The 16,541-nt window shown below is 56.6% G+C and carries 15 protein-coding genes and 2 tRNA genes; 9 read left to right on the forward strand and 8 right to left on the reverse strand.

Annotation, left to right across the window (positions count from 1 at the left end):
- Window position 1: 1 nt before the first annotated feature.
- From nrdF to leuA, 9 genes are all read left to right on the forward strand, one after another.
- Window positions 2-961 carry a class 1b ribonucleoside-diphosphate reductase subunit beta gene (nrdF, locus tag GXP72_RS17830; RefSeq protein ID WP_208763212.1) on the forward strand — a complete coding sequence of 320 codons (960 nt, stop codon included), beginning with the start codon at window positions 2-4 and terminating at the stop codon, window positions 959-961.
- Window positions 962-1,292: 331 nt separating this feature from the next.
- Window positions 1,293-2,495, forward strand: a complete 1,203-nt coding sequence (gene proV, locus GXP72_RS17835; protein WP_024907685.1) for a glycine betaine/L-proline ABC transporter ATP-binding protein ProV — start codon at window positions 1,293-1,295, stop codon at window positions 2,493-2,495.
- Window positions 2,488-3,558 carry a glycine betaine/L-proline ABC transporter permease ProW gene (gene proW, locus GXP72_RS17840; RefSeq protein ID WP_048990878.1) on the forward strand — a complete coding sequence of 357 codons (1,071 nt, stop codon included), beginning with the start codon at window positions 2,488-2,490 and terminating at the stop codon, window positions 3,556-3,558. Before proV ends, proW begins: the two co-directional genes overlap by 8 nt.
- A 9-nt stretch (window positions 3,559-3,567) precedes the next feature.
- The gene (gene proX / locus GXP72_RS17845; RefSeq protein ID WP_032647997.1) at window positions 3,568-4,563 is read left to right on the forward strand and encodes a glycine betaine/L-proline ABC transporter substrate-binding protein ProX; all 996 of its coding nucleotides are present in this window, start codon (window positions 3,568-3,570) and stop codon (window positions 4,561-4,563) included.
- Window positions 4,564-4,766: 203 nt separating this feature from the next.
- Complete coding sequence (locus GXP72_RS17850; RefSeq protein ID WP_090418349.1) at window positions 4,767-5,951, forward strand: MFS transporter; 1,185 nt, start codon at window positions 4,767-4,769, stop codon at window positions 5,949-5,951.
- Between the two features lie 313 nt (window positions 5,952-6,264).
- The gene (gene mprA / locus GXP72_RS17855; RefSeq protein ID WP_023333174.1) at window positions 6,265-6,795 is read left to right on the forward strand and encodes a transcriptional repressor MprA; all 531 of its coding nucleotides are present in this window, start codon (window positions 6,265-6,267) and stop codon (window positions 6,793-6,795) included.
- Window positions 6,796-6,921: 126 nt separating this feature from the next.
- Complete coding sequence (emrA, locus tag GXP72_RS17860; protein WP_029742047.1) at window positions 6,922-8,094, forward strand: multidrug efflux MFS transporter periplasmic adaptor subunit EmrA; 1,173 nt, start codon at window positions 6,922-6,924, stop codon at window positions 8,092-8,094.
- A 16-nt stretch (window positions 8,095-8,110) separates the two neighbouring features.
- Window positions 8,111-9,658: a multidrug efflux MFS transporter permease subunit EmrB gene (emrB, locus tag GXP72_RS17865; protein ID WP_024907690.1), complete on the forward strand. Its 1,548-nt coding sequence runs from the start codon at window positions 8,111-8,113 to the stop codon at window positions 9,656-9,658.
- A gap of 199 nt (window positions 9,659-9,857) precedes the next feature.
- Window positions 9,858-11,513: a 2-isopropylmalate synthase gene (leuA, locus tag GXP72_RS17870; protein WP_208763213.1), complete on the forward strand. Its 1,656-nt coding sequence runs from the start codon at window positions 9,858-9,860 to the stop codon at window positions 11,511-11,513.
- Here leuA and GXP72_RS17875 read toward each other — a convergent pair.
- From GXP72_RS17875 to csrA, 8 genes are all read right to left on the reverse strand, one after another.
- On the reverse strand, window positions 11,500-12,264 hold the full coding sequence (locus GXP72_RS17875) for a helix-turn-helix transcriptional regulator (RefSeq protein ID WP_024907692.1): 765 nt from the start codon (window positions 12,262-12,264) through the stop codon (window positions 11,500-11,502). The two genes, leuA and GXP72_RS17875, sit on opposite strands and share 14 nt — an antisense overlap.
- Before the next feature lie 49 nt (window positions 12,265-12,313).
- Window positions 12,314-12,829, reverse strand: coding sequence for an S-ribosylhomocysteine lyase (gene luxS, locus GXP72_RS17880; protein ID WP_024907693.1), 516 nt, complete (start codon window positions 12,827-12,829; stop codon window positions 12,314-12,316).
- Between the two features lie 153 nt (window positions 12,830-12,982).
- Window positions 12,983-14,527, reverse strand: coding sequence for a glutamate--cysteine ligase (gene gshA / locus GXP72_RS17885; RefSeq protein ID WP_208763214.1), 1,545 nt, complete (start codon window positions 14,525-14,527; stop codon window positions 12,983-12,985).
- Window positions 14,528-14,610: 83 nt separating this feature from the next.
- Window positions 14,611-15,039, reverse strand: coding sequence for a YqaA family protein (locus tag GXP72_RS17890; protein WP_021241956.1), 429 nt, complete (start codon window positions 15,037-15,039; stop codon window positions 14,611-14,613).
- A complete protein-coding gene (yqaB, locus tag GXP72_RS17895) occupies window positions 15,036-15,602 on the reverse strand; it encodes a fructose-1-phosphate/6-phosphogluconate phosphatase (RefSeq protein ID WP_032648006.1) in 567 nt (188 codons plus the stop codon). The genes GXP72_RS17890 and yqaB overlap by 4 nt, the downstream gene beginning before the upstream one ends.
- A gap of 117 nt (window positions 15,603-15,719) precedes the next feature.
- Window positions 15,720-15,796, reverse strand: a tRNA-Arg gene (locus tag GXP72_RS17900).
- 4 nt (window positions 15,797-15,800) lie between these two features.
- Window positions 15,801-15,893 (reverse strand) — tRNA-Ser (locus GXP72_RS17905).
- A 342-nt stretch (window positions 15,894-16,235) separates the two neighbouring features.
- Entirely contained in the window at window positions 16,236-16,421 is a 186-nt protein-coding gene (csrA, locus tag GXP72_RS17910; RefSeq protein ID WP_000906486.1) for a carbon storage regulator CsrA, read from the reverse strand.
- Between the last annotated feature and the right edge of the window lie 120 nt (window positions 16,422-16,541).

The raw sequence follows: 16,541 nt of genomic DNA on the forward strand, positions 1-16,541 counted from the left end.
GATGAAACTGTCACGCGTGAGTGCCGTTAACTGGAACAAAATCCAGGACGACAAAGACCTGGAGGTGTGGAACCGCCTGACCAGCAACTTCTGGCTGCCGGAAAAGGTCCCGCTCTCCAACGATATTCCGGCCTGGCAAACGCTGAGCCACGCCGAGCAGCAGCTGACGATCCGCGTTTTTACCGGCCTGACGCTGCTCGACACCATTCAAAATACCGTCGGCGCACCGGCGCTGATGAGTGACGCGCTGACGCCGCACGAAGAGGCGGTAATGTCGAACATCAGCTTTATGGAGGCGGTGCACGCCCGCTCCTACAGCTCGATTTTCTCCACCCTTTGCCAGACCAAAGACGTGGACGCGGCCTATGCCTGGAGCGAAGCGAGCGAGTCATTGCAGAGAAAGGCGGAGCTGGTGCTGACGTATTATCGAGCCGACGAGCCGCTGAAGAAGAAGATCGCCAGCGTGTTTCTGGAATCGTTCCTCTTCTATTCCGGGTTCTGGCTGCCCATGTACTGGTCGAGCCGGGGCAAGCTCACCAACACCGCCGATTTGATTCGGCTCATCATTCGTGATGAAGCGGTGCACGGGTATTACATCGGCTATAAGTATCAGAAAGGGCTGGAGAAAGTCAGCGAGGCAAAGCGCGAGGAGCTTAAAGGCTTTGCGCTCGATTTGCTGATGGATCTGTACGACAACGAGCGGAGCTATACCGAGGAACTGTACGCCGGCACCGGCTGGGAGGAAGACGTGAAGGCCTTCCTCTGCTACAACGCCAATAAGGCGCTGATGAACCTGGGATACGACGCACTTTTCCCACCGGAGATGGCGGAGGTGAACCCGGCGATTCTGTCCGCGCTGTCGCCCAACGCCGACGAAAACCACGATTTCTTCTCCGGGTCGGGTTCGTCGTACGTGATGGGCAAAGCGGTGGAAACCGAGGATGAAGACTGGGATTTTTAATGAACGTTAACGTTCGTTAATTTAATATAAACCCAACAATTTCCTCTCTAATATTTACAAAGCAACTACACTGTCATTTCCGAGTCATATTCGCCTGAATCATTCCGATCCAGGCGAAATTCCCCGATGCAGCAGCAAAAAATTGAGAAAAATTCAAAACGCTCTCAGCCCTTTATTCATGGGAAATTCAGCCGTTTCGCTTCCCTGAAAATTCACGTCATAAGCAAACCCAGGGTTGTCTCAGATTCTCAGTATGTTAGGGTTATGCCCGTTAACAATTTACCATGGTAATCATATCGACATAAACAAATAACAGGACACTCTCTATTGCATGGCAATTAAATTAGAAGTGAAAAATCTTTATAAAGTATTTGGCGAGCATCCGCAGCGCGCATTCAAATATATTGAAAAAGGCCTTACGAAAGAGCAAATTCTGGAAAAAACCGGGCTATCGCTTGGCGTTAAAGACGCCAGTCTGGCCATTGAAGAAGGCGAGATTTTTGTCATCATGGGATTATCCGGTTCGGGTAAATCCACTATGGTTCGCCTTCTCAATCGCCTGATTGAACCCACCCGCGGGCAGGTGCTGATTGATGGCGTGGATATTGCCAGAATATCAGACGCTGAGCTTCGCGAGGTGCGCAGAAAGAAGATCGCAATGGTGTTCCAGTCATTCGCGCTAATGCCGCACATGACGGTACTGGATAATACCGCCTTCGGCATGGAATTAGCCGGCACGCCGGCTCAGGAACGTCAGGAAAAAGCCCTTGATGCACTGCGTCAGGTCGGGCTGGAAAATTATGCGCATGCGTACCCGGATGAACTCTCCGGCGGTATGCGTCAGCGCGTGGGATTAGCCCGCGCATTAGCCATTAATCCAGATATTTTATTAATGGATGAAGCCTTCTCCGCCCTCGATCCGTTAATTCGCACCGAGATGCAGGATGAACTGGTAAAATTACAGGCTAAACATCAGCGAACGATTGTCTTTATTTCCCACGATCTGGATGAAGCCATGCGTATTGGCGACCGTATTGCCATTATGCAAAACGGTGAAGTGGTGCAGGTCGGCACGCCGGATGAAATACTCAATAATCCGGCGAACGATTATGTCCGTACCTTCTTCCGCGGCGTGGATATTAGCCAGGTCTTTAGCGCCAAAGATATTGCCCGTCGAACGCCAAACGGCATTATTCGTAAAACGCCAGGCTTCGGCCCGCGCTCGGCGCTTAAGCTGCTGCAGGACGAAGACCGTGAATACGGTTATCTGGTTGAACGCGGCAATAAATTTGTCGGCGTTGTCTCCATCGACTCTCTGAAAACCGCGCTTGGCGAAAACCGGGGAATCGATGCGGCGTTAATTGACGCTCCGCTTGCCGTGGACGCCGAAACGCCGCTCAGCGAGTTGCTCTCTCACGTGGGTCAGGCGCCGTGCGCCGTGCCGGTCGTGGGCGAGGAACAACAGTACGTCGGCATCATTTCAAAACGGATGCTGCTGCAGGCTTTAGATCGCGAGGGGGCAAACAATGGCTGATCAATCAAACCCGTGGGGCACCACTGAAGCAGCGGACAGCGCTGCGCAATCCGCCGACGCGTGGGGTTCCACGCCAGCCCCCGCCGACGGCGGCGGCGCGGCAGACTGGCTCAATAGCGCACCCGCGCCTGCGCCAGAACACTTCAACATCATGGATCCGTTCCATAAAACGCTGATCCCGCTGGACAGCTGGGTGACGGAGGGGATCGACTGGGTGGTGACGCACTTCCGCCCGGTGTTCCAGGGGATCCGCATCCCGGTGGATTACATCCTGAACGGCTTCCAGCAGCTGATGCTGGGCATGCCGGCACCGGTGGCGATTATCCTGTTCTCCCTGATCGCCTGGCAGTTTGGCAGCGCCGGGATGGGGGTCGCCACGCTGATTTCGCTGATTGCCATCGGCGCGATTGGGGCCTGGTCGCAGGCGATGATCACCCTGGCACTGGTGCTGACCGCCCTGCTCTTCTGCATCGTCATCGGCCTGCCGATGGGGATCTGGCTGGCGCGCAGCCCGCGGGCCGCGAAGATAATTCGTCCGCTGCTGGATGCAATGCAGACCACCCCGGCGTTCGTCTATCTGGTGCCAATCGTGATGCTGTTCGGCATCGGTAACGTGCCGGGCGTGGTGGTGACCATTATCTTCGCCCTGCCGCCGATTATTCGTCTGACCATTCTGGGGATTAACCAGGTGCCTGCGGACCTGATAGAGGCGTCACGCTCGTTCGGTGCCAGCCCGCGCCAGATGCTGTTTAAGGTTCAGCTCCCGCTGGCCATGCCGACCATCATGGCGGGCGTTAACCAGACGCTGATGCTGGCACTCTCAATGGTGGTGATTGCCTCGATGATCGCCGTTGGCGGACTGGGCCAGATGGTGCTGCGCGGCATAGGCCGCCTCGACATGGGGCTGGCCACCGTCGGCGGCGTCGGGATCGTGATCCTCGCCATTATTCTTGACCGCCTGACTCAGGCCGTCGGTCGTGATTCACGCAGTCGCGGCAACCGTCGCTGGTATACCACCGGCCCGGTCGGGTTACTCACCCGCCCTTTCACGAAGTCAAAATAAGGAACAACGATGCGACATAACGTACTTTTTGCCACAGCGTTTGCCACCCTTGTCTCCACCAGCACCTTCGCGGCTGACCTGCCGGGCAAAGGCATTACCGTGCAGCCGGTGCAGAGCACCATTTCGGAAGAGAGCTTCCAGACGCTGATCGTCAGCCGCGCGCTGGAAAAACTCGGCTACACGGTTAACACGCCGAGCGAAGTGGATTACAACGTGGGCTATACCTCGATTGCCTCCGGTGACGCCACCTTCACCGCGGTGAACTGGCAGCCGCTGCACGACGACATGTATGCCGCCGCCGGTGGCGACAAGAAATTCTATCGCGAGGGCACCTTCGTGACCGGCGCGGCGCAGGGTTATCTGATCGACAAGAAAACCGCCGATAAGTACCACATCACCAATATTGAACAGCTGAAAGATCCGAAGATCGCCAAACTGTTCGACACCAACGGTGACGGCAAGGCCGACATGATGGGCTGCTCGCCGGGCTGGGGCTGTGAAGCGGTGATTAATCACCAGAATAAAGCCTTCGATCTGGCGAAAACGGTCGACGTGAGCCACGGCAACTATTCAGCGATGATGGCCGACACCATTGCCCGTTTCAAAGAGGGTAAACCGGTGATCTACTACACCTGGACGCCGTACTGGGTGAGCGACGTGCTGAAGCCGGGGAAAGACGTGGTGTGGCTGCAGGTACCGTTCTCCTCCCTGCCGGGCGAGCAGAAAGATATCGACACAAAACTGCCGAACGGCATGAACTACGGCTTCCCGGTGAACACCATGCATATCGTGGCGAACAAAGCCTGGGCGGAGAAAAATCCGGCGGCGGCGAAGCTGTTCTCGGTGATGAAGCTGCCGCTGGCGGACATCAACGCCCAGAACGCGATGATGCACGCGGGTAAATCCTCCGAAGCGGATGTGAAAGGCCACGTGGACGGCTGGATCAAAGCCCACCAGCAGCAGTTTGACGGCTGGGTGAAAGAGGCGCTTGCGGCGCAGAAGTAAGAAATACAACACAACCTACCCCCTCACCCTAACCCTCTCCCCAAAGGGGAGAGGGGACTTTATACACTCTCTCCCCTTTGGGGGGGGCTGGGGTGAGGGGATTAACCGCACAAACACACACATAACAATCCCCCAACATTCACAATCATTAGCTATTATGGTTTCCGGAAAAATAATCACTCAACTAACGATTCCTGAAACTAATGACAAAAACCACTCAAGGGCTTAGCCCCGCACTCATCCTTTTAATGTCCGTGGCAACGGGTCTGGCGGTCGCCAGCAACTATTACGCGCAGCCTCTTCTCGACACCATCGCCCGCGCGTTCAATCTCTCCGCCAGCTCCGCAGGCTTTATCGTTACCGCAGCACAGCTGGGCTATGCCGCCGGGCTGCTGTTCCTGGTGCCGCTCGGCGATATGTTTGAACGCCGAATGCTGATCGTCTCCATGACCCTGCTGGCCGCCGGTGGGATGCTGATCACCGCCAGCAGCCAGTCGCTGACGATGATGATTATCGGTACCGCGCTGACGGGGCTGTTCTCCGTGGTGGCGCAAATCCTGGTCCCGCTCGCCGCGACCCTCGCCTCCCCGGAAAAACGCGGCAAGGTGGTGGGCACCATCATGAGCGGCCTGCTGCTGGGGATTTTGCTGGCGCGTACCGTTGCCGGCCTGCTGGCAAGCCTCGGCGGCTGGCGCACCGTATACTGGGTAGCGAGCGTGCTGATGGTCATCATGGCGCTGGCGCTGTGGCGCGGGCTGCCAAAAGTGAAGCAAGAAAACCACCTGAACTATCCTCAACTGCTGGCCTCCGTTTTCAGTCTGTTCACCCAGGATAAGCTTCTGCGTACCCGCGCCCTGCTGGGCTGTTTCACCTTCGCTAACTTCAGCATTCTGTGGACGTCGATGGCGTTTCTGCTTGCAGCTCCGCCGTTCAATTATTCCGAAGGTGTGATTGGCCTGTTCGGTCTGGCCGGTGCCGCAGGCGCACTGGGCGCACGTCCCGCAGGCGGTCTGGCCGACAAGGGTAAATCCCACCTGACCACCTCCGCAGGGCTGATTTTACTTCTGCTCTCCTGGGCGGCAATCTGGTACGGGCACGTCTCGGTGCTGGCGCTGATCGTCGGCATCCTGGTGCTCGATCTCACCGTTCAGGGCGTTCACATCACCAATCAGACCGTCATCTATCGCGTGAAGCCAGAGGCGCGTAACCGCCTGACGGCCGGTTACATGACCAGCTACTTCATTGGCGGCGCGGCGGGTTCGCTCATTTCAGCGTCGGCGTGGCAGCATGCAGGCTGGTCGGGGGTATGTGCGATTGGGGCCATCGTCGCCACCCTTAACCTGCTAGTATGGTGGCGCGGTTACCATCGCCAGGATGCAATTCACTAAGTTTTACATTGCGTTGGCCTCTTAGGGTGTTAAGAGGCTCTTCACTCTGTTAATGTAAACGTAATCATTTATCCCAGAAATTTTAATGTGGGTGACATATTTACAATCGGCATGAATAGTTCAGACCCCCGTCCTCACATCCTTTCTCCAGCGGGTTCACACCCTACGCTTTCTGTGCTCACCGGGTCACGGACTTACCCGGCGCTTTCTGATGGTGACATTGATTTGGCGGATATAACCGCACAAATAATTCATTTACATTATTTGTCACTATCGTTACTATATCGGCTGTAATTAATGAGGTTATGCCCAAATGGATAGTTCGTTTACGCCCATTGAACAAATGCTTAAATTCCGCGCCAGTCGCCATGAGGACTTCCCGTACCAGGAAATCCTGCTGACTCGCCTGTGCATGCACATGCAGGGTAAGCTACTGGAAAACCGTAATAAAATGCTGAAAGCTCAAGGGATTAACGAGACGTTGTTTATGGCGTTGATTACGCTGGAGTCTCAGGAAAATCACAGCATTCAGCCTTCCGAACTGAGCTGCGCGCTGGGCTCTTCCCGTACCAATGCGACCCGTATTGCCGATGAACTCGAAAAGCGTGGCTGGATTGAGCGCCGTGAAAGCGACAACGATCGCCGCTGCCTGCATCTGCAACTGACCGATAAAGGTCACCAGTTCCTGCGCGAGGTGCTGCCACCTCAGCACAATTGCCTGCACAAACTCTGGTCTGTCCTCAGCACCGCCGAGCGCGACCAGCTTGAGCACATCACTCGCAAGCTGCTCACCCGTCTGGACCAGATGGATGAAGACGGCGCCGTTCTTGAGGCGCTGCGCTAACGCGACGACACGCTCACCATTCCAGATTCATAAGAAAACCGACAGGCCAGCACGTCACACTGCTGGCCTTTCTGACAACAGGTCGGCTCAGCCGATGTGAAAATAAGAAGATCGTGGAGAACTACAATGAGCGCAAATGCGGAGAGCACTACCCCGCAGCAGCCGGGCAACAAGAAAGGCAAACGTAAGAGCGCCCTTCTTCTGTTGACCTTGCTCTTTATCATTATTGCCGTGGCATATGGGATCTATTGGTTTTTAGTACTGCGTCATGCTGAAGAGACTGACGACGCGTACGTGGCAGGGAACCAGGTACAAATTATGGCGCAGGTGTCGGGCAGCGTGACGAAAGTCTGGGCTGACAATACCGACTTTGTGCAAAAAGGCGATGTGTTGGTGACCCTCGATCCAACCGACGCCCAGCAGGCGTTTGAAAAAGCACAGACCGCGCTGGCCTCCAGCGTCCGTCAGACCCGCCAGCTGATGATCAACAGCAAACAGCTGCAGGCCAACATCGACGTGCAGAAAACGGCACTGGCGCAGGCGCAGAGCGACCTGAACCGCCGCGTGCCGCTCGGCACGGCTAACCTGATTGGCCGTGAAGAGCTGCAGCACGCCCGCGATGCCGTCGCCAGCGCTCAGGCACAGCTGGATGTGGCCATTCAACAGTACAACGCCAACCAGGCGATGGTGCTGGGCACCAGCCTGGAAAACCAGCCCGCCGTTCAGCAGGCGGCGACTGAAGTGCGCAACGCGTGGCTTGCCCTGCAGCGTACTAAAATCGTCAGCCCGATGACCGGCTATGTCTCCCGTCGTTCCGTCCAGCCAGGGGCCCAGATTAGCCCAACCACGCCGCTGATGGCGGTCGTGCCGGCAGACAATCTGTGGGTAGATGCCAACTTTAAAGAGACGCAGCTTGCCCATATGCGTATCGGCCAGACCGCGACGGTTGTCAGCGACATCTACGGCGATGACGTGAAGTACACCGGTAAAGTGGTCGGCCTGGATATGGGGACCGGCAGCGCCTTCTCCCTGCTGCCTGCGCAAAACGCCACCGGTAACTGGATCAAAGTGGTTCAGCGTCTGCCTGTGCGTATTGAGCTGGATGCCAAACAGCTGGCGGATCACCCGCTGCGTATCGGCCTCTCTACGCTGGTGACGGTCGACACCGCCAACCGCGACGGTCAGATCCTGGCAAGCCAGGTTCGCAGCAGCCCGGCTTATGAAAGTAACGCCCGTGAAATTAGCCTCGATCCGGTCAACAAGCTGATCGATGACATCGTGAAGGCAAACGCCGGTTAATCCGAAGGTGAGCGTTATGCAACAGCAAAAGCCGCAAAAACCGCTGGAAGGGGCGCAGCTGGTCATCATGACCATTGCGCTCTCTCTTGCGACATTCATGCAGGTGCTGGACTCCACCATCGCGAACGTGGCGATCCCGACCATCGCCGGTAACCTTGGCTCGTCGCTGAGCCAGGGGACCTGGGTCATTACCTCGTTTGGGGTGGCAAACGCCATATCCATTCCGATTACCGGCTGGCTGGCAAAGCGCGTCGGTGAAGTGAAGCTGTTCCTCTGGTCGACGGTATTGTTCGTTCTTGCCTCCTGGGCGTGCGGCATGTCCAGCAGCCTGACGATGCTGATATTCTTCCGCGTTATTCAGGGGATTGTCGCCGGGCCGTTGATTCCGCTGTCGCAGAGTTTACTGCTGAACAACTACCCGCCCGCCAAACGCTCAATTGCGCTTGCGCTATGGTCAATGACCGTGATTGTCGCCCCGATTTGCGGGCCTATCTTAGGCGGCTATATCAGCGACAACTATCACTGGGGCTGGATCTTCTTCATCAACGTACCGATTGGTGCCATCGTGGTAATGCTGACGCTCCAGACGCTGCGCGGCAGAGAAACCAGGACGGAACAGCGGCGTATCGACGCCATTGGTCTGGCATTGCTGGTTATCGGCATCGGTAGCCTGCAGGTCATGCTCGACCAGGGCAAAGAGCTGGACTGGTTCAACTCCCGGGAGATCATCATCCTGACGATTGTCGCGGTGGTGTCGCTGAGCTTCCTGATTGTCTGGGAGCTGACGGACGATAACCCGATAGTCGACCTGTCGCTGTTTAAGTCGCGAAACTTCACCATAGGCTGTCTGTGTATCAGCCTCGCCTACATGCTCTACTTCGGCGCGATTGTACTGCTGCCTCAGCTGTTGCAGGAGGTATACGGCTACACCGCAACCTGGGCAGGTTTAGCCTCGGCACCGGTTGGATTGATTCCGGTTCTGCTGTCGCCGATTATTGGCCGCTTCGCCCACAAGCTCGACATGCGCAGGCTGGTGACGTTCAGCTTTATCATGTACGCCGTGTGCTTCTACTGGCGCGCGTATACGTTCGAACCGGGAATGGACTTTGGCGCGTCCGCGTGGCCGCAGTTTATTCAGGGCTTTGCCGTGGCGTGTTTCTTTATGCCACTGACCACCATCACGCTTTCCGGTTTACCGCCTGAACGCATGGCGGCGGCATCGAGCCTGTCGAACTTTACGCGAACGCTGGCGGGCTCGATCGGTACCTCGATCACCACCACCCTGTGGACTAACCGTGAATCGATGCACCATGCGCAGCTGACCGAAGCGGTGAACCCGTTCAACCCGAACTCCCGCGAAATGTACAACCAGCTTCAGGGAATGGGGATGACGGAGCAGCAGGCGTCAGGGTGGATTGCCCAGCAGATCACCAACCAGGGGCTGATTATCTCGGCCAACGAGATTTTCTGGATATCGGCAGGGATCTTTATCGTCCTGCTGGGGCTGGTGTGGTTTGCTAAACCACCGTTTGGTGCCGGTAGCGGCGGCGGTGGCGCGCACTAGTTCTGTGCACGAGTTGCCGGGTGGCTGCTACGCCTTACCCGGCCTACGCTTACCGGGCCACCATTCGTAGGCCCGGTAAGCGTAGCGCCACCGGGCAACAATCGCCACCGTGTCCAGAACGCGACAGCCATTGTCAGTTCCGATAAAGCAGCGCGCCTGAAATCGATTCACGATAGTGAAAAGACAACAGGAGCGCATCATGCTGAACACACCCGCCGACAAGTACCAACCCTATCCGACCCTTTCCCTGCCCGACCGCCGCTGGCCGGAGCAACGCATCACTCGTGCGCCGCGCTGGCTCTCAACCGACCTACGAGATGGCAACCAGGCCCTTGCCGAGCCGATGGACAGCACGCGCAAGCTGCAGTTCTGGGACCTGCTGCTGGGCTGCGGATTCAAAGAGATCGAGGTCGCTTTTCCTTCCGCCTCGCAGACGGATTTCAACTTTGTTCGCCAGCTGATTGAAGAAAACCGCATCCCGGATGACGTGACGATTCAGGTGCTCACTCAGGCACGGGAAGATCTCATTCATCGTACTTTCGAATCCCTGCGCGGCGCGAAACAGGCCACCGTCCATCTCTACAACGCCACCGCCCCGCTGTTCCGCCGCCTGGTGTTCGGCATGGAGAAAGCGCAAGTCGTCGAGCTGGCGACGCGCGCCACGCGGCTTATTCGTCAGCTGTGTGAAGAGAACCCGGACACCCGCTGGCAGTATGAATACTCCCCGGAAACCTTCTGCTTTACCGAGCCGGAGTTTGCGCTGGAGATTTGTGAAGCCGTCGCGGAGATCTGGCAGCCTTGCGACGAACGGCCAATGGTGATCAACTTACCCGCCACCGTCGAAGTGAGCACGCCGAACGTCTATGCCGACCAGATCGAGTATTTCTGCCGCCACTTCAGCCGCCGCCGCGATGTCTGCATCAGCGTGCATCCGCATAACGACCGCGGTACCGGCGTCGCCTGCGCCGAGCTGGCCGTGATGGCGGGCGCGGACCGCGTGGAGGGCTGCCTGTTTGGTAACGGGGAGCGCACGGGCAACGTCTGCCTGGTGACGCTGGCAATGAACCTCTACAGCCAGGGGGTTAGCCCGAATCTGGACTTTAGCGATATGAACCGGGTGGTGGAAGTGGTGGAAACCTGCAATCAGCTGCCGGTCCACCCGCGCCACCCTTGGGCAGGACGGCTGGCCTATACCGCCTTCTCCGGCTCACACCAGGACGCGATCAAAAAAGGCTTTGATGCCCGCAGGCCTGGCGATCGCTGGGAGATGCCCTACCTGCCCATCGATCCGCAGGATATCGGCTGCACCTACGAAGCGGTGATCCGCGTGAACAGCCAGTCAGGAAAAAGCGGCAGCGCGTGGCTGATCGAACAGAACCATGGTCTGAAGTTGCCCCGCGCCCTGCAGCAGGATTTTAGCCAGCACGTGCAGCAGGAAACCGATCGCCATGGAAAAGAGATGACGCAGAATGCGCTGTGGCAGCTGTTCCGCACCCGCTACGGCCTGGTGGCCACGCCGCACTATGCGCTGCAATCCTACCGCAGCGACAGCCAGCAGGACGGCCAGCTGCGTTTGACGGCAAGCATCGCTACACAGGGAGGAACGCGCCAACTGGAAGGTCAGGGTAACGGTCTGCTCTCCGCCGCCGCTCAGGGCTTAAGCCGCTGGGTCAACGCCCCGTTCGTGATTAAGGATTATCACGAGCATACGTTAGGCGAGCGCAGCGACAGCCGCTCGGTGGCCTACATCCGCTGCCTGTTCCAGGACGGCAGCAGCCGCTGGGGCGTGGGCATTGACAGCGACGTAGCGCGCGCGTCGCTTCAGGCGCTCTTTAACGCCGTCAGTCGTTCTTAAAGTAATCGCTGGGGGAGACGCCCATCACGCGGCGGAACATCGCCGTAAAGGCGCTGTGGCTGCCGTAGCCCAGATCCAGCGCCACGCGCAATACCGGCTGGCCCTGCGCCAGCCGCACTAAGGCTTCCAGCAGGCGCGCCCTTCTCAGCCACTCTCCGTAGCTTAATCCCGTCTGCTGCTGGAAATGGCGGTTCAGGGTGCGCTCGCTCATGTTCATCATGCTCGCAGCCTGCGCGCTGCTCCAGCTTTCACCCGGGCTTTGCCGGATTTGCAGGCACAGGCGACGTAACGCCTCACTTTCCGGCTCCGGCAGGTGAAACGGCAGCACCGGCATAGTGCGGATTTCATCGAGAATGAGCTCATAGACGCGCTCATCCCGGCTTCCGGGTGAGTACGATTCAGGTAAAGCAAGGGAGACGAGGATCAGCTCGCGCAGCAGCGGCGCGATCTGCACGATCTGGCAGGTGGCCGGGAGATCGGCCCGCGCCAGCGGATCGATGAACAGCGTTCGCGCCGCCACGTTGCCGGTAATGCGCAGGGAATGCTGCGTGCCCGCAGGCAGCCAGACGCCGCGACCGGGAGGCACAACCCAACAGCCCGATGCGGTATCCACCCGTACCACGCCGCTCAGGGTGTGCAGCAGCTGTGCGCAGTCGTGCTCATGCCACGGCTCGCTGTCACCATGAGCGTAATCATGGGCGAACGGAACGAGGGGACGATGCGTAAAGGAGAAGGTTGCGGTTGTGGTCATGGAATTAAACAACCCTCCCCCTCTCCCTGAGGGAGAGGGAAAAGGTGCACTAGATGTGCAGTTCCTGCAGTTTTTCTTTTGGCAGGGCCAGCTCTTCGTTGCTGTTCACGCGAACATCACGCTCGATGATGTGACGCGCGATCTCCTGCGCTTCTTCCAGAGAGTGCATCTGGTAAGTACCGCACTGGTAAACGTTCAGCTCAGGGATCTGGTTCTGCTCTTTCACCTTCAGCACGTCCTGCATCGCCGCTTTCCAGGCATCCGCGACGCGCTTCTCATCAGGCACGCCAATCAGGCTCATGTAGAAACCGGTACGGCAGCCCATCGGAGAGATATCGATGATCTCAACGCCGTTGCCGTTCAGGTGGTCACGCATGAAGCCGGCGAACAGATGTTCCAGCGTATGAATGCCTTTCTCCGGCATCACTTCTTTGTTTGGCACGCAGAAACGCAGATCGAAGACGGTGATCGTGTCGCCGTGCGGGGTGTGCATGGTCTTCGCCACGCGGACTGCAGGTGCTTCCATACGGGTATGGTCGACAGTAAAGCTATCTAATAACGGCATACGTCACCTCCGATAGTGATTTTTTTTAAAATAAACTGAACTCTTCTACAGAATGCGCGTCTGAGTATATGAAAGACGCGCATTTGTTATCATCATCCCTGAATTCAGAGATGTATATTTTGGCCACAGCGATGTGGCCTTTTTCTTTTCTGCTTAAGCCTGCTTCGCCAGAAACGCCTCAAACGACTCGGTATCCGCCGCTTCAACCTCTTTCTGACGCACAACGGACGCATCGCGTTCCGCTACAAAATCCGCTTCGCTCAGCACTTCTAACGGCTCCTGGAGCAGCATCTCACGGTACTCCGCCGAGAGTGAACGCCCCGTACCACCGATGCCCTGATCAATCATAGAACGCAGAATGCGCGCTGAGAACGTCAGTTCCGGATTATCAAAACATTCCACCAGCTGGTCGCAGATCAGTTGATACGCCTCTCCGCCGTCGATGCTGTCCATTGTCCGGGCAACACGCTTCAGATCGCGGAACAGATCTTTGCCGACTGTGGTCAGCGGGAACTGTGCCGTTTCGCAGCCGATACCCAGCGTCAGACCCGGTTTACGCCCTTCCAGAATCACGCGGTTCCAGTTTGTACGGGTACAGAGCAATTCGTCTGAACTCATTTCCGGCGCATCCGCCAGCACGCACCAGACCATAAACAGATCCAGGAAGCGAATCTGCTGTTCATCAACGCCAATCGGTGAGAACGGGTTGATATCCAGCGAGCGCACTTCAATGTATTCGATCCCGCCGCGCTGCAGCGCATCCGACGGGGTTTCACCGCTGCGCGTTACGCGCTTAGGACGAATAGGCGCATACAGCTCGTTTTCAATCTGCAGCACATTGCTGTTGATTTGCAGGCGCTTGCCGTCTTTTTCGAGGCCGATTTTCTCGTACTCTTCCGACGGGGTTTTGATCGCCCGCTTCAATCCTGCCACATATTCGTGCAATTCGTTAAACGTAATACCGAGATTGCTTTGCGATTTATTGGTATAACCGAGATCGCTCAGGCGCAGAGAGGTGGCGTACGGGAGATAGTACATTCCGCAGTCGGTCTTCTCGAACGGCAGCGTGGTCGGTTTCCCCTGCAGGAACGAAGAACAGATCGCCGGGGAGGCACCAAACAGATACGGGATCACCCAGCCGAAACGGTAATAGTTGCGGATCAGGCGGAAGTAGCCTTCAGAGATCGCGTCTTTATCCGTTTCACCGCATTTTGCTTCCCAGAATGCCATTGGCAACGAGAAGTTGTAGTGCACGCCAGAGATGGTCTGCATCAACGCGCCGTAGCGGTTTTTTAGCCCCTCACGGTAGAGCGTTTTCAGCCGGCCGATATTTGACGTGCCGTACTGTGCCAGCTCAATCTCCTGGCCCTGCTCGATATAGCACGGCATGCTGAGGGGCCACATGCGCTCGTCGCCCAGGTTGCGCGCGGTGTAGCGATGAATATCGCGCATGATTGTCAGCATATGATCAATATCACCCTCTACTGGGGTGATGAACTCCAGCAGCGCTTCAGCGAAATCGGTTGTGATCCATTTATGTGTCAGCGCCGAGCCTAACGCCTTCGGGTGACCCGTTGTCGCTAAACTGCCGTCCGCGTTAACGCGCAGCGTTTCACGCTCGAGACCACGCTGAATACCCTTCAATGCCTGAGGGTGGTTTTCCAGCCAGGCCAGCGCCTGAGATACGTCCGGGATCAAATTGACCTCCCGCCTGTCAAAGTAATGTTACTCAGCATAATTGTAATGGTTGACGATTGAAGGTCGCGTATTCATTCCACCAATTAGTGCCACCACGTCATACCCTGCAGCGTTGCCCATGCCACGAGGACATAACGCAACGCCTTGCCAAGGCACAAAAAAAAGAGCACCGGTCCCCAGGAGATGCGCATCCATCCCGCCAGCAGACACAGTAAATCGCCTATTACAGGCATCCAGCTTAATAACAGCGTGGCAGCGCCATAGCGTTTTAGCCAGCCGACTGCCTTTTCCTGCCAGCGCGATTTTTCACGCAGCGGAAAGAAACGCCCAAGAATAACGTTAGTCAGCCCTCCAAGGCTATTACCCATTGTTGCTATTACTACAAGCAGCCAGGGCTGACTCACGCCGGACAACAGCATCGCCACCAGCACCACTTCCGAATTGCCCGGTAACAGCGTGGCGCTGAGAAAACTGCTGGCGAATAATGAGGCAAGTGACAGCGCGTCACTCACAGTAAGCGCACATCCACCGCATCCATTCCGGCATCACGCGCGGCCTGGATGCCGAAATCGGCGTCTTCAAACACGACGCATTTTGCCGCCGGGACGCCCATTAATTCTGCGCAGAGCAGGAAGGTGTCCGGTGCGGGCTTGTGATGTTTAACATGATCGGCGGCGACCACGGCAGAAAAATAGTGGCGCAGGCCAAGATGGTTGAGTAATGCCTCTGCAATCGCGCTTTCGCTGCCCGTCCCCACCGACATCGGGCGACGCCCGTGCCACTCTTTTACCACATCAATCAGCGGCAAAGGACGTACGGTATCTAAGAGCATGGCTTTTACCGCATCGGTTTTTTCGCGTGCGAGCAGGTGCGGGTCGAGATCGGCCTGATTCAGTTCAATCACGGCCTGTGCAATACGCCAGGTTGGGGAGCCATTGAGGGCGATCATCGCCTGAAGGTCGAAACGCATACCGTAGCGGCCCAGGACGTCGGTCCAGGCTTGACGATGCGTGGGTTCGGTATCCAGAAGGGTACCATCCATATCGAAGATCAAACCGTCATACTGTGCGTACATCGTGCTCTCACTAACCGATTAACAAAGCATTACTTTATCGTAAATGGTGGTTTTTGTCGCTGACAGAGAGTGTGATTGCTGACGGAACGTCGAAGGAATAAACAAAGAAGGAGAAGATGGTGCATCCGGGAGGATTCGAACCTCCGACCGCTCGGTTCGTAGCCGAGTACTCTATCCAGCTGAGCTACGGATGCAAAATGGCGGTGAGGCGGGGATTCGAACCCCGGATGCAGCTTTTGACCGCATACTCCCTTAGCAGGGGAGCGCCTTCAGCCTCTCGGCCACCTCACCACACAACGCCTCTTTCGAGTGCTTAGAGTTACTCGTTAAGAGCTTCTCGTCGCTGCGTGGCGCATATATTACTTTCTGGGACTTATAAGTCAAACAATTTTCCAAAAGCTTTTATCGTTTGCACAAATCACACGCAATTCGCATGTAAAAGCCGCAAAGAGGGTGTTTTATAAGCGGATTTTGCAGGCATCTTCACAGAAAACCTATGCAGAAATGGCGGCGTAAGAGCGAGTTTAGGGTAACGGAGTGGTTAAAAAGAGAGCGTTTGAAATTAAACGGTAACGTTGAGCAGGAAAAATGACAGGAGGGTTGCGTCTCGCCCGACAGCGAGACGCGACAATATCAGTAACTGGACTGCTGGGATTTTTCAGCCTGGATACGCTGGTAGATCTCTTCACGGTGGACAGATACTTCTTTAGGAGCGTTAACACCAATACGTACCTGGTTACCCTTTACCCCTAAAACTGTCACGGTGACCTCATCCCCAATCATGAGGGTCTCACCAACTCGACGAGTCAGAATCAGCATTCTTTGCTCCTTGAAAGATTAAAAGAGTCGGGTCTCTTGTATCCCGGCATTATCCATCATATAACGCCAAAAAGTAAGCGATGACAAACACGTAAAGTGTAAGCAGTCACGGCATCACAT

This window comes from Enterobacter sp. SES19 (assembly GCF_011765665.1).
Taxonomy (GTDB): Bacteria; Pseudomonadota; Gammaproteobacteria; order Enterobacterales; family Enterobacteriaceae; genus Enterobacter; species Enterobacter pseudoroggenkampii.

What these genes read in the sequence shown, in the direction of transcription:
- nrdF (WP_208763212.1), top strand. Translation starts at nt 2, where the DNA reads ATGAAACTGTCACGCGTGAGTGCCGTTAACTGGAACAAAATCCAGGAC.
- proV (WP_024907685.1), top strand. Translation starts at nt 1,293, where the DNA reads ATGGCAATTAAATTAGAAGTGAAAAATCTTTATAAAGTATTTGGCGAG.
- proW (WP_048990878.1), top strand. Translation starts at nt 2,488, where the DNA reads ATGGCTGATCAATCAAACCCGTGGGGCACCACTGAAGCAGCGGACAGC.
- proX (WP_032647997.1), top strand. Translation starts at nt 3,568, where the DNA reads ATGCGACATAACGTACTTTTTGCCACAGCGTTTGCCACCCTTGTCTCC.
- GXP72_RS17850 (WP_090418349.1), top strand. Translation starts at nt 4,767, where the DNA reads ATGACAAAAACCACTCAAGGGCTTAGCCCCGCACTCATCCTTTTAATG.
- mprA (WP_023333174.1), top strand. Translation starts at nt 6,265, where the DNA reads ATGGATAGTTCGTTTACGCCCATTGAACAAATGCTTAAATTCCGCGCC.
- emrA (WP_029742047.1), top strand. Translation starts at nt 6,922, where the DNA reads ATGAGCGCAAATGCGGAGAGCACTACCCCGCAGCAGCCGGGCAACAAG.
- emrB (WP_024907690.1), top strand. Translation starts at nt 8,111, where the DNA reads ATGCAACAGCAAAAGCCGCAAAAACCGCTGGAAGGGGCGCAGCTGGTC.
- leuA (WP_208763213.1), top strand. Translation starts at nt 9,858, where the DNA reads ATGCTGAACACACCCGCCGACAAGTACCAACCCTATCCGACCCTTTCC.
- GXP72_RS17875 (WP_024907692.1), bottom strand. Translation starts at nt 12,264, where the DNA reads ATGACCACAACCGCAACCTTCTCCTTTACGCATCGTCCCCTCGTTCCG.
- luxS (WP_024907693.1), bottom strand. Translation starts at nt 12,829, where the DNA reads ATGCCGTTATTAGATAGCTTTACTGTCGACCATACCCGTATGGAAGCA.
- yqaB (WP_032648006.1), bottom strand. Translation starts at nt 15,602, where the DNA reads ATGTACGCACAGTATGACGGTTTGATCTTCGATATGGATGGTACCCTT.
- csrA (WP_000906486.1), bottom strand. Translation starts at nt 16,421, where the DNA reads ATGCTGATTCTGACTCGTCGAGTTGGTGAGACCCTCATGATTGGGGAT.